General features: G+C 61.2%; 12 protein-coding genes. 3 read left to right on the forward strand and 9 right to left on the reverse strand.

The annotated features are described in order from the left end of the window. Positions 1-142: 142 nt before the first annotated feature. Together VAR608DRAFT_RS02735 and VAR608DRAFT_RS38440 are read right to left on the reverse strand one after the other, a co-directional pair. Positions 143-1,225, reverse strand: coding sequence for a DNA-binding protein (locus VAR608DRAFT_RS02735; RefSeq protein ID WP_088952674.1), 1,083 nt, complete (start codon positions 1,223-1,225; stop codon positions 143-145). A gap of 230 nt (positions 1,226-1,455) precedes the next feature. Next, on the reverse strand, positions 1,456-1,803 hold the full coding sequence (locus tag VAR608DRAFT_RS38440; RefSeq protein WP_088952675.1) for a DNA-binding protein: 348 nt from the start codon (positions 1,801-1,803) through the stop codon (positions 1,456-1,458). Between the two features lie 291 nt (positions 1,804-2,094). Between VAR608DRAFT_RS38440 and VAR608DRAFT_RS02745 the strand changes: the two genes are divergently transcribed. Further along, positions 2,095-3,378: a site-specific integrase gene (locus tag VAR608DRAFT_RS02745; protein WP_088952676.1), complete on the forward strand. Its 1,284-nt coding sequence runs from the start codon at positions 2,095-2,097 to the stop codon at positions 3,376-3,378. A 208-nt stretch (positions 3,379-3,586) separates the two neighbouring features. Beyond that, positions 3,587-4,351 carry a ParA family protein gene (locus VAR608DRAFT_RS02750; protein WP_088952677.1) on the forward strand — a complete coding sequence of 255 codons (765 nt, stop codon included), beginning with the start codon at positions 3,587-3,589 and terminating at the stop codon, positions 4,349-4,351. A gap of 224 nt (positions 4,352-4,575) precedes the next feature. Here VAR608DRAFT_RS02750 and VAR608DRAFT_RS02755 read toward each other — a convergent pair whose 3' ends face one another. After that, positions 4,576-5,718, reverse strand: a complete 1,143-nt coding sequence (locus VAR608DRAFT_RS02755; protein ID WP_088952678.1) for an ABC transporter substrate-binding protein — start codon at positions 5,716-5,718, stop codon at positions 4,576-4,578. Between the two features lie 104 nt (positions 5,719-5,822). Then, on the reverse strand, positions 5,823-5,987 hold the full coding sequence (locus VAR608DRAFT_RS36695; RefSeq protein WP_157730574.1) for a hypothetical protein: 165 nt from the start codon (positions 5,985-5,987) through the stop codon (positions 5,823-5,825). Between the two features lie 243 nt (positions 5,988-6,230). On the opposite strand from VAR608DRAFT_RS36695, the gene VAR608DRAFT_RS02760 reads away from it, so the two are divergent. After that, complete coding sequence (locus tag VAR608DRAFT_RS02760; RefSeq protein WP_088952679.1) at positions 6,231-6,647, forward strand: hypothetical protein; 417 nt, start codon at positions 6,231-6,233, stop codon at positions 6,645-6,647. 446 nt (positions 6,648-7,093) lie between these two features. Here the strand turns inward: VAR608DRAFT_RS02760 and VAR608DRAFT_RS02765 are convergent, their stop codons facing one another. The 5 genes from VAR608DRAFT_RS02765 to VAR608DRAFT_RS02780 form a co-directional block, all read right to left on the reverse strand. After that, positions 7,094-7,645 (reverse strand): hypothetical protein, encoded by a 552-nt coding sequence (locus tag VAR608DRAFT_RS02765; RefSeq protein ID WP_157730576.1) that lies wholly within the window; start codon positions 7,643-7,645, stop codon positions 7,094-7,096. A 446-nt stretch (positions 7,646-8,091) separates the two neighbouring features. Continuing rightward, complete coding sequence (locus VAR608DRAFT_RS36700) at positions 8,092-8,253, reverse strand: hypothetical protein (protein ID WP_157730578.1); 162 nt, start codon at positions 8,251-8,253, stop codon at positions 8,092-8,094. A 341-nt stretch (positions 8,254-8,594) separates the two neighbouring features. Then, a complete protein-coding gene (locus VAR608DRAFT_RS02770) occupies positions 8,595-9,032 on the reverse strand; it encodes a hypothetical protein (protein ID WP_088952681.1) in 438 nt (145 codons plus the stop codon). A 67-nt stretch (positions 9,033-9,099) separates the two neighbouring features. After that, positions 9,100-9,345 carry a hypothetical protein gene (locus VAR608DRAFT_RS02775; protein ID WP_088952682.1) on the reverse strand — a complete coding sequence of 82 codons (246 nt, stop codon included), beginning with the start codon at positions 9,343-9,345 and terminating at the stop codon, positions 9,100-9,102. Positions 9,346-9,565: 220 nt separating this feature from the next. After that, entirely contained in the window at positions 9,566-11,200 is a 1,635-nt protein-coding gene (locus tag VAR608DRAFT_RS02780; RefSeq protein WP_088952683.1) for a S53 family peptidase, read from the reverse strand. Positions 11,201-11,595 lie beyond the last annotated feature (395 nt).

The following is an 11,595-nucleotide window of genomic DNA, read 5'->3' on the forward strand; positions in this document are numbered from 1 at the left end:
AATTTGACATAAGAAAGATTGCATCTCGTAAGTTGTTGATTTGTAACAACTTTTTTAGTCACTTCGTGCACCGCGGGATCTTACCTGTGCCGCGGCCATCGCAACGCCCAGGCGGGGTTCAAGTCCATATCGCCGGAACCCGCTACGGAGCTTTGAATTTCCCCGCGCGGCTAGGCCGCGAACGCTCCTCACTGTGCATCTTCAGCTGATGCAGAGCATGTGCCAAAGCGGCTTGAGTGTCATTGAGCTGCCCAATCTGGCTTCCTTCAATTTCCCTCTGTCGTTGTAGTTGAGAGGTGAGATCGCTCACACGAGATTCCGCCGCAGCGGCACGCTCGCGCATCGCCGCAAGCTCGATCCTGATTTCTTGGTAATCCCGAGCCGTTGCCTGAGCCACCTCCCAATGGGACGACCTCAGGTCCTCGAGGGCTTGCTTCAAACCGTCTTGAGTCCGCAGCGAGACTTCGCGTTCATCCACCCGCGCCTGACGTTCTTTTGCGAGCTCCTCTGCGGCATGTCGGACAGCCTCGCGCTCACGATCGATCTCAGAAAGGAGTCGGCGCTCATGAGTAATGCGGCGCTGTTCTGCTTCCTCTACTTGACGTTGCCTATTCTCTAGGTCCGTCTGTGCCTTTTCTCGCAAGGCCTCCTTACTGGCCGCAGCTTCGTGGAGATCTGAGCGCAGTCGCTGCACCTGCAGTGCCGATTCGCTCAAAAGGCGCGCGGACTCCTGCTGCTGTGTATGCATCTGAACCTGCATGGCTTCGACCGCTCGGCGCGACGCCGCGAGTGCTTCCTCCAGTGTAGATCGCGACTCTTCGAGCGAGGCCTCGCGCTGACGGAGTTCGGCCTCTCGTTGGAGTAGGGTTGCTCGTTCAAGCTCCAACTCGCGTCTGCTCGCTTCCGATCGTTGAATTTGGACTTGCTCGGCTTCCCGGCGAGCGGCCTCCCAGATTTGCTGTGCCGCATGAACAATTGCCAGCGGCAATTGCCTCGCCTCGCTGTCTGCCAAGGTTTCGTCAGGTTTTCCCAAACGCCTACCAAGCGTAGCGAACCAGCGCTCAAGCATGGGGGAGACGGTGTTCGGTGACCCGCCGCCTAGCCTGTGTCGTACGCGCTCGATAGTCGGACGCATTCCCTCCTGTAACAGAGCGTCGGCCGCTTCCCAGACTTGCGCCTCTTGGACGCCCCTGCCGATTCGGATCAGGTGAACGTTTTCCGTCATCAGTTGCGAACTCCTATTACGCAATTCTGGCAAATGTTGGTCGCATAAGCACTGTCGCGAATTGCCAATTCGTCACACAGAAATGTCTGTCTTTTCGCGAAACGGACAAGAACCGCTTTCTTTTCGGAGTGGCGGTTAAGCAGGGAATTTTGTCCTTCCGGCTCATTCAGTCCGGCACGTCGTGAAGGGCTGTTCTTTCTGTAGCTCGACAGCATTAGCTGTGTTTTCCTTCAAGGGCTCAGTTGCAGCCAATGCTGTCGCAATTTGGAGCCAAATTGGACAGGGAAAGTTGTCGCCGAACTCCGCGATTCGGGTGCGGCCACGCCGACGAGGCGCTGCGGCAGGCGCTCGAACCAGACGTCGAGCATGGGGCTCACGGTGTTGGGTGACCCGCCGCCCAGATGCTGGCGCACGCGCTCGATCGTGGGCTTCTGGCCCTTGGCCACGATCTCGTCGGCCGCGGTGAGCACGTCTTCCAGCTGAACGCCACGCGGGCCGGGCCGGCGCGCGAAGCGCTGCGTCGAACTTGCGGCCGCCGGTGAAGTAACGGAAACCTGGGTGTTGTCAGTCGTAGTCATATTGGGCTCACACCTTCAAAGCCCCGGGAGAACGTCCCGAGGCGCATCCAACACCGAATCCCGGACGTAAGTGGCCAACATTTCTGCTGGCCTGGCCGAAATCCCCGGATGTCGGACGTTCACGTCACGAATGTTGGAAATTCATGTCGCCTGGGTATCGCGAGAGATTTCTGTGGCCATGGGCGCTGCTCCGATCTCTTGTTTAGTGCCGATAAGTCAGTTTATGGGGAGTTGATGTTATAATTGCGTGAGACATCATACATAAGATGATCTGATTTCGAAGGAATTGAGATGGCCGTCGAACCGCAGATCGATCCGGAATCGCCCGAAGAGCCGCCGGCCACGATGGCCGGGGCCCTGCCGGCCGTGCCGCTGGAATTCCCGGTGCTCGATCCGGCGCAGCTCTCGCGCGCGACGGAAGAATCGGCGCGCGCGCTCATGCGCCAGGGCGAATCGGCCAACACGCGTGCGTCCTACCGGGCGGCGATGCGCTACTGGGCCGCCTGGTATGCGGCGCGTTACGGAAGCGCCTTCGCGCTGCCGGTGCCCGTGCCGGTGGTGGTCCAGTTCATCGTCGACCATGCGGCGCGGATCGAGGACGAAAACAATGACGCGGGCACCGGCGAGCACGAGGACACCGCTGACATCGCTGACGTCGACCGCACGGCCACGCAAAAGGACGCCGTGACGCCCAGTCCGATGGCCGCTGCGGGCAATGGATCGCGTACTGCAGGCGCCGGAACCCAAGAGATGAAACTCGTCTGGGACCTGCCGCCGGCGATCGACCAGCTTCTGAACGCCCAGGGCTACAAGGGAAAACTCGGGCCCATGGCGCTCGCGACGCTCGAGCATCGCGTGGCCGTCATCTCCAAGGCGCACCAGAACCTCGACCTCGACAACCCCTGTGGCCACACGCAGGTGCGCGAACTCTTGAAACGCGTGCGCGCGGGCCATGCCAAGCGCAACGTGCGCCCCCACAAGCAGGCCGCGCTCACCAAGGAGCCGCTGCAGGCCCTCCTGGACACCTGCGACGAGTCGCCCCGCGGCAAGCGCGACCGCGCCCTCCTCCTGTTCGCCTGGTCCAGCGGTGGGCGCCGGCGCTCGGAGGTGGCGGGCGCCACGATGGAGAACCTGCGCAAGATCCCAGGACGCGGGTACCTCTACACGCTCGGGCGGTCCAAGTCGAACCAGGAGGGGCGCCTCGATCACACGAGCGACAAGCCGATCAAGGGCGTGGCCGCGCAGGCGCTGGACGAGTGGCTCACCGTGAGCGGCATTCTGGAAGGGCCGATCTTCCGGCGCCTCTTGCGCGGCGGCGTCGTGACCGCCGAGGCGCTCGAGCCGCGCGCGGTGCGCCTGATCGTCAAGGAGCGGTGCCTGAAGGCGGGGCTCGATGCGGAGAAATTTTCGGCGCACTCGCTGAGGTCTGGGTTCGTGACCGAGGCCGGGCGCCGCAAGGTCTCCGCGCCCGAGGCCATGGCGCTCACGGGCCATCGCAGCTACGAGAGTTTCATGGGCTACTACCGCGCCGAGGATCCGCTGGATAGCGAGGCCGGGGGGATGCTGGATGACTAGGAGATCGGCCGCCTCTTGCGCGATGACTTGCGCGATGACTTGCGCGATAACGTCCCGTTGTCGAGATATGCGCGCCTTTCACGGGTATGGGCTTGCCCTCCCCCATACGAAGTAGCCCTCCGGCGAACGGATCTGTCCCTGTCGCTTTCGCACGGCACGCACCCCCGGGTCCGATAGACTTGCGGGCTTCATTCCGAAGGACAAACTGATGTTGCGCGTGGTGTTCAACCAAAAGGGTGGCGTGGGCAAATCCACGATCGTGTGCAATCTCGCCGGCGTGAGCGCCTCCCAAGGATTGCGCACGCTCGTGGTCGACCTCGACCCGCAGGGAAATTCAAGCCAGTATCTCTTGGGCGCGCAGGCCCAGGATGCAAAGCCCAATATTGCGACCTTCTTCGAGTCGGCCCTGAACTACAGCTTCAAGGAGCCGAAGTTCGAATCGTTCATCCATGCCACAGAGTTTGAGAACCTCGACATTGTCCCGTCGCATGCTGATCTTGACGCGTTGACGAGCAAGCTCGAGTCCCGCCACAAGATCTACAAGCTGCGCGATGCACTTAAGGAGCTCGGCGGGTACGACGCCGTGTATATCGATACACCGCCGGCCATGAACTTCTTCACGCGCTCGGCACTCATCGCGGCCGCACGCTGCTTGATCCCCTTCGACTGCGACGATTTCTCGCGCCGCGCGCTGTATTCAGTGCTCGACAACGTGAAGGAGATCAAGCACGACCACAATCGGGGCCTCACGGTGGAAGGAATCGTCATCAACCAGTTCCAGTCCCGCGCTGCGCTCCCTCAGCAGCTCGTGAACGAACTGATCGAGGAGGGGCATCCGGTCCTGGATTCCTATCTCTCGCAATCCGTAAAGATTCGTGAGAGCCATCAACACGCCACGCCGATGATCTATCTGGAGCCACGCCACAAGCTGGCGCAGGAATTCGTCGCGCTGCACGACGAGCTCAACGCCTAGCCCCGCCGAGGGCCTCGCCATAGACCGCCAGCCGGCACTTGGCCCCACGATTCCGCAATCACTTCTGCTGGGCGCCGACGATACATCGAATGAACCTGGACGAGCCACGCATTGCCGCACAGGGCAGAGGTCAGTCGATCGGCCGCACCATGAGTGTCATGCAGCCCGCTTCGGCTCGCTGCCGGAGGGACGTGGCGCGCGTAAAGCTCCAGACCAGAAGAGTCTCAGTGGATCACTTTGCCATCCTTGCTGACCGCCACGATCTCCACCAGTTTCGAGCCGCGCCGGTTGTTCGGGCCGAAGCTCACGGTGTAGCCACCTAGATCGAGTTTCTCGAGGGATTCCAAGGCGGCCATCAGCGCGGCACGCGTTGGAGCCTTGGCGCGCTTCAGGCCTTCCACGAGCGTCTTGGCGGCGAGGAACGCCTCGAAGCTGGTGTAAGACGGCTCGGCACCATTGCCATAGCGTGCCAGTAGGGCGCGGTATTCGCGCGCCGCCGGCAGAGCGTTGGACATGGGGTCGGGCACCACTTGGGCTATGGAGAATCCCCGGGTGTCCACATTGCCTGCGATGCTGGCGATCACCTTGGGGTTGACCACCGAGACGTTGAGGATCTGCGCACTCGGGGACAGCACGCGGTACTTGCTCAAAAACGCCGCCGATGACTTGTTCACCGAGATCAGGATCACCGCCTGCGGCTGCTTGGCCGCGATAGTCTGGACGGCAGTCTGGACATCGTCGGTATTCTTCGCGTAGGAAGCCGACACCGTGAGTTCGAACCCCAAGGGATTAAGCGCGTCAATGACGCCTTGCAGCCCAGCCATTCCAAAGGCATCGTCCTGGTACATCACGCCGATGCGATTGATGCCGACGGCGGTCAGCAGCTTCACCATCACGGCCGCTTCATCGGCATAGCCGGCGCGGACGTGGAAGATGTACGGGTTATAGGGTGTGCGAAGCGACTCGCCACCGGTGTAGGGGCCGACCATGGCCACCCCCGCATGGGCGAGCACCTTGTCCGCCAGCAGCCGCTGGATATTGCCGGTGCCGGCGTAGCCGAACAAGGCGACCGCGCCATCCTTGTCCAGCAACTCCTTCGTGTTGCTGACGGTGCGCTCGACGTCGTAACCATCGTCGATCACCTCATGCTGAATCTTGCGGCCGTTGACACCGCCCTGGCTGTTGATGTACTCGAAATAGATGCGTCCGCCCACGACCAGGTCCTTGCCGGTTTCCGCCAGCACGCCCGACAGCGGTGCTGACTGCCCGATCACAATGGTCTGGGCTTGGGCACAGCCCAGCAATCCGAGGCTGAGCATGCACAGGCGAAGCAGCCCGCGCAGCCCTCGAGCGATGGAGTTTGTCATGTCTATTTCCCTGTGCGCGGTGGTGAATCAGCCGATGCTGCCTTGGCCTCCCACCCAGCGGCATTTCCTGAATTCGGAGCGCTTCACTCCGTTGTATGTGCCCGTTAGACTTCCCGACCGCCACGAATCACGGCCGCCGAACGCTGGATCTGCGAAGCGATTAGTCGCTCCATTCGCGTTGGTGGCTGCCGGTGCACGAGAAGCTCGATGACCCAGCCGACCGTCACCAGGACAGCCAGTACGCCAAGACTCATGATCGCTGATTCCATTGCCCGCTCCTGAATCGTGAAGGCGGTACTTTGCGGGGCGCAGTCGGGCTTGTGAATCCTCCAAACGAACGGCGCGATCTGTGACGCAGTTCCCTTTTTTGCCAATGATCGTGTGGTAAGGGGGCTCTTCCAGCCGGTTGCTCGTGTTTACGCGATCTTTGCAATCACTCCGTGCACGAGGCTTCTGGCACGGGCGTTTGATCTGCACGGGGCGCAACTTGCCTCAAACAGGAGATTTCAAACATGCGCCAAGATCGCTCTTCGTTTGTCAAACTGGCTGCTGCCGGCCTCGTAGCCGTGTCGGCACTTACCGTCGCCGTCTGCGCGAACGCTGGAGCAAGTTGGTCAGTCGGCATCGCAGCGCCGGGCGTGGCGATCGGAGTAGCCGAGCCTGCACCTCCCATCTATTACGCGCCAGCACCGGGTTATTCGCCGTCGGCCCACGTGTACTACCAACCTGCGCCGGTCTACCGCCACCCTGCCCCGCCCGTGGCCTATGTACCGGGCCGCGCGTATTACGAGCCGTACCGCTCAGAGGGGCGAGGGTTCTATCGCGCCGAGTGGGATGGTGGCCATCGCTGGGATCGCCGTGATGGGTATCGTCGTGAATGGGAGCATGAGCGCTACGAGGGTCGCCGTGGTTGGGGCGATCGCGACTGACCTGGAGCGTGCGGCCCTGTGAGCGGCTGAAGGAAGCGACAGAGCGCGCCTGCTGCTGTCCAAAGCTTTGGTGCGATGCGTGAGCCACCGACTGCGGCCTACCGGCGGCCTGACGCCTCAGGCCGCCGCGCAGCGTAAGCGGTCCTCCAGCCCGTCAATCGCGGGGGACCGCAAGCTGCCACTCTGCGGACATCCAGCGCGCCCTACTCAGTTGCTTGAGCCCGATGTCGAGTAGGTGCCCTGAGCTCTCCATTAGCTCAAACTTCCCCAGCGCGTCAACTTCTCGTGAATGGATCTATCATCAAATTGACCCCTTCCCGATATATCTCCTGCTTGGTCTGCGGTTCCCTCGTGTCGAATCGATCGGCGCGCCGCTATTGCCTTGAACTCGTCAGAGAATGAACTGCAGCAAAGAGCGTAGGAGAGATAGTCGCTCCATAACGTGTCTAGAAAGTCCTGAGAATCTCGTTCGCGGTGTCACCGATGAGTCTTTTCTTGACCTCGATATTGGCTAGCTCCGCTCGGATAGCGGCTTTAGCGTCGGCGATGTCTTGCGTCTGGAGGATTGCATGTATTCGCGGCCAGAAGTTACCAAACTCCTCCAAGATCATGCTCTCATCAAGTTGGAGTTCTGATAGTAGCGATTCAACTTGCTCTCTCTCTCCCAGTTGTACGGACTTTGGCATTGCGTCAAACATGCGCTTGAATCGATCTCGAATCTGGCGAACTCCCCGGCAGATTTTAAACTCGCTGTGATAGCGGTAGAGGGCTTTCTCTGCCTCGAGGAAATGCTTCCCGATCTCTTCTTTTGTGTCGAGATAGCTGGCGCCACGGATGTAGGTTGCGACAAGCCCGAGTCCTTCTTGCACTTCTGCAGTCATGTCACTCACGGCTTCTATGAGTTCGCTTCGCGAGGTTGCATTCGCCGCGATCAACTTCGGGATCAGTGAAATCAACGATTTAGCGAGATTCGGAACAATCTCAGTGACTTTGTACATGGGGCCCTCCGCGGAGGTTACGTTCATGTCAGTCTAATCCGGTCACCGCCAAAGTGCATCTCCAGCATTGATGAGGAACAGTCGAGCAGCCGCGACGGGTCGAGAGGCAATCGAGCGGCCGCAATTTGGCTCACCTTCGACCGGCAGGATCTGGCCAGGATCTGGCCGAACTGCGCCGCGGGACTGCAGCGAAGATGCGGTCCCCCGGTGTCACGGATCCGGATGTCTGCACACCGCTTGAGCGAACGTTCGAGAGTCATCGACCTCAATCGCCTCTGGAACGGAAGCCGGGTGGAGCAGACGCCACAAAGTCTGCTGGGATGCGGCACTCAAGTTGGCCGGTAAGGAGCGCCGGGCGCTAACTTATTGACTGGATCGCGAAGTCGCACGCTCGGTCGCGTATGGCGTGCAGGGCGGCCGTGCCCAGCGGCTCTCGAACCGGAGAGTTAAATAGACCGCGCGGGGGCGTTGCCTCTCGCCTGGTAGTGCTGCAGGGTGCGCAGGCTCACGCCCAGGTGCCGGGCGATCCTCTTGCGCGATTCGGTTTGATCGGCGAGCAGAGAGGTGAAGGGCGGCAGCCGCGCGAACGAGGGCGCGAGGAAGCGCATGGGACAGCTCCTGCGAGGTGCAAGGTGTACGAGGACCGGCGGTGCCGAGCCTTCATGGCCATGTCAGTTTGTCGCAGGACCGTGGTGCCCTCCTCTTCCCTGGCGTACGGGCTTTCCGGCCGTAATGGGCCGTTTGACTTAACGCGCGCTTCGATGCGATAGATGTGTAGCGGCTGATTGGTAATGTCGCGTCTTTTTGCTAAGTAGAGGTGTCGCCCGCGACCGCAAGGGAAGAATCCGCCCGAGCCACAAGGGCGCGGCGCCGAACCAGGCATCAGAAGATCGAGAAAGTGGTCGCGGCGAAAGGACGCAGGCCGCCGAGGCAGCCGACACGGACCTCCTCAGATTCGACCGGGAAACCGACTCTGCACGGCAGTCACGAACTTCGCGGTGATCGCAGCAAAGCCGTCGGGAGTCGGATGCAATTCATTGGCCCATTTGCCCGAAGTAAGCGTTCCTTGTGTTCGCACATGGAAGAAGTCATTGAACTTACCCTCCAACTTATCGAGTAGTTCCGCGAACTTCTTCAGCAATTCGGCGACAACTGCGGACGCAGGTGCGAGGGACGTCCAACCTCGGTCGTCCAATCCCGGCTTAAGCCAAGGGCCGACGTCGCAAACACCACGACCGTCCGGAATCGCGAAGTCATAGCTGTGGGCAAAAATGGGAACATCCGGTGCAACCTTGTCGCGGGCTTCGACCAGGTCTTCGTATCCCGCCTGAACAACACCCAGAATGCCGTCGACGCGTTGCGCGTCCAAGCCCTGAACCGGGTCCATGTTTGCTGGCGCATCCTCAAGCCACAGTCGGAAGGTTCCCGGCGAGATCGTTGCCTCCACCGGAGAACTAGATCGCGTCAAACGGGCCAGATGCTGGGTCCTGCAGCTGTATCACCAATTCGTGCAGCTTCGCCACGCCAAGCATGTCCTCCATAGCCTCGCCGTGATGGGCAAGACTAAGGACCAGAGGGACACGCGCAGGGATGTGCTGCAGGTGTGCGATGACGTCCGACGGGTCAAGAATTGGCAGCGGATAGTCGAACCAGCTATCCCCTTGGGCCAGCAGGTTCAGCGACTTGGCAGCCAGAGCCATCGGGGTCGCTGCCGTCCGCCGAGATGCCGCAACCGCACGCTGGTGAGCGTGTATCCGTTGTTCTTTGTCGGCCTGGATTCTTCTTCTAACCGCCGCTCACAGGCACTGCCAAATCAGCCATTGTGTCCCCCTGTACATGGCTACGAACGGGCGTCATAGCACCGCTCGATCGGAGTCGACTCGACTGGGCCACCGCTCTTGCGGCGGCCCGTAGGCGACACTATTTGCCCAGCGCCTGAAGCAGCACGGTACCGATCGGCGCGCCGAGGCCCGTGCATGCGTCCCAGCCCTTCCCGGCTGGATAGCCCTCGATCGTTTGGTTGATGCCGTTGGTACCCTGCGTGATGTCGGTGAAGGCCTGCGCATTCGCGTAGAGCAGCGGATTCACGAACCCGAGGTTCTTCTCGAAAGCCTGATTGAGTCGAGCGACCAGGCACGCCATCAGCGGCGTGACGGCGCTCGTTCCACCACTTGGTCCGTCCACGCCATGCACGCGAGTCCGGTAGTTGTCCGCGGTCATGGCGATGTCTGGGCAGCCTCGGCCGGGTTGCGATGTGCTCAGAGAAGATGGCATCGGCAACCCCTTCTGATAGTCCGGCACGCCGAAGACCGGGCTAATGCCACCGCCGCTGGCCCAACCGCCGCCGCCGAACACCTGAGGGTCAAACGGCGTGCCGTCGTTCCAAACCACATCGACGTTCTTGTCGATCTGCGTACCGCCGCAGCAAAGGACCAAGGGGTCCGACGACGGATGGTTGACGTGAATGCGCTTGTCCCAATGGAGCGCATCCAAGTCCGCAACCCCATGGTCACCTGAGGCAGCGCAAACGGTCACGCCCAGTGCTGCGGCCTCGGTGAAAATCTCGTGATAGGACTGTACGCTCTGCGCAGTTAAGAAGTCATCCGGCTCGCCCCAGCTGATCGACACGACGCTGGGCTTGCGCGCGCCGTCGTGTACGGCCGCTCGAATGGCGTCCTGGAAGCCGCTGTCACTATTGGGGGCGAAGTACACCGCGAGCTTGGCGCCGGGTGCAACAACACCCGCGACCTCAATATCCAGCATCACCTCGCCATCGGCGAGCCCCTGCGGCGTTGGATGGTTCGCTCCATGGTCGATCGAAACCGCGACCACCTTTGGCATCGGGACACCGGCTTCTGAGAAGAAGATCTTCAGATCGTTGTTGCTGTAGCCGCCACCCAGCTCGATGAGTGCGATGCACTGCCCCGTGCCGTCCAACTTTGTCGAGCTCGAGGAGGTGGGGAACTGGTACCTCGTCGCGAACTCACTGGCAAATTCGCCGAGGTTCGTCGCAGTGCCACTACTAGTCCCCATCAGCCGTCTCGGCGCTCGGTGCTTTGGGTGCGTATCGAATCCGAAGATGCCAGTCACAACGTCCTTCAGCTCCGCGGGCACGAGAATCTCACCGCGACGGCCCCGATATGGACCGCTGGCGTGCTGATACATGTGGACGTCGGCGTGGAATGCCGAGAGCGCATCTTCCAACGTTCCCTTGAGGACCACGCGCCGCGTCGCTTCATCGCGATCAGCCACGCGTAGGTGATGCTTGTTCGCGTAGAGCTCCACCTTGTCCAAGTCGTCTGCGTCCGCACCGTATCTCTGAGCCAACTCCTCGCGGGAAATGTAGGTCCGCTCCTTCAGCGGCTTCGCACTCTCTTTCTTAACCGCGTCGTCAAGCTCTGCAAGCTTCCCCCGGGAGCGCACCTTCACCGTCAGAGCGACAGTCGCTTTGAGGTCCGCGGGACCGATAGGCACCGATTGGGGCAGCAACTGACGGTTGCTGCCCGGCAGCGGCACCCATTGAGAAGCCGGGCTGGTGGATTTTCCATTTGCCATGATGAGCCTTCAATGATTTCTCCGTGCCCTGGAGAACTACGAATTGCGTGTCAGTGAAGGAACCTGGAATCAGGGCACGGAAGACCCAGGTCGACAAACGTTCATTGCCTAGTGAGTGAAGCGCCGCGACGCCAAGCGATGCTGGCACACTGCCGTCTCACACTCCTCTGCCACGCGGCATGGGACGAGAATTTTGGCGGCGAACATCTGCCGTGATCAAGACTCGGCAAGCAGCAGAGATCCCCAAAACAGTGGAGACGTCGGGCCAACACGCGACCCTGCGCGACCCGCCGCGATAACTTCGCGATTGAAGAGCACCGGGGCCAGCATGGCGTAGCGCTCCCGCATGACCAGAATACCGTCCAGCAGGTGCTCGGCATGAGCTTCGACGCGCA

The sequence above is a fragment of the Variovorax sp. HW608 genome (assembly GCF_900090195.1).
In the GTDB taxonomy this organism is placed as follows: Bacteria; Pseudomonadota; Gammaproteobacteria; order Burkholderiales; family Burkholderiaceae_C; genus Variovorax.

What these genes read in the sequence shown, in the direction of transcription:
- VAR608DRAFT_RS02735 (WP_088952674.1), bottom strand. Translation starts at nt 1,225, where the DNA reads ATGACGGAAAACGTTCACCTGATCCGAATCGGCAGGGGCGTCCAAGAG.
- VAR608DRAFT_RS38440 (WP_088952675.1), bottom strand. Translation starts at nt 1,803, where the DNA reads ATGACTACGACTGACAACACCCAGGTTTCCGTTACTTCACCGGCGGCC.
- VAR608DRAFT_RS02745 (WP_088952676.1), top strand. Translation starts at nt 2,095, where the DNA reads ATGGCCGTCGAACCGCAGATCGATCCGGAATCGCCCGAAGAGCCGCCG.
- VAR608DRAFT_RS02750 (WP_088952677.1), top strand. Translation starts at nt 3,587, where the DNA reads ATGTTGCGCGTGGTGTTCAACCAAAAGGGTGGCGTGGGCAAATCCACG.
- VAR608DRAFT_RS02755 (WP_088952678.1), bottom strand. Translation starts at nt 5,718, where the DNA reads ATGACAAACTCCATCGCTCGAGGGCTGCGCGGGCTGCTTCGCCTGTGC.
- VAR608DRAFT_RS36695 (WP_157730574.1), bottom strand. Translation starts at nt 5,987, where the DNA reads ATGGAATCAGCGATCATGAGTCTTGGCGTACTGGCTGTCCTGGTGACG.
- VAR608DRAFT_RS02760 (WP_088952679.1), top strand. Translation starts at nt 6,231, where the DNA reads ATGCGCCAAGATCGCTCTTCGTTTGTCAAACTGGCTGCTGCCGGCCTC.
- VAR608DRAFT_RS02765 (WP_157730576.1), bottom strand. Translation starts at nt 7,645, where the DNA reads ATGTACAAAGTCACTGAGATTGTTCCGAATCTCGCTAAATCGTTGATT.
- VAR608DRAFT_RS36700 (WP_157730578.1), bottom strand. Translation starts at nt 8,253, where the DNA reads ATGCGCTTCCTCGCGCCCTCGTTCGCGCGGCTGCCGCCCTTCACCTCT.
- VAR608DRAFT_RS02770 (WP_088952681.1), bottom strand. Translation starts at nt 9,032, where the DNA reads ATGGACCCGGTTCAGGGCTTGGACGCGCAACGCGTCGACGGCATTCTG.
- VAR608DRAFT_RS02775 (WP_088952682.1), bottom strand. Translation starts at nt 9,345, where the DNA reads ATGGCTCTGGCTGCCAAGTCGCTGAACCTGCTGGCCCAAGGGGATAGC.
- VAR608DRAFT_RS02780 (WP_088952683.1), bottom strand. Translation starts at nt 11,200, where the DNA reads ATGGCAAATGGAAAATCCACCAGCCCGGCTTCTCAATGGGTGCCGCTG.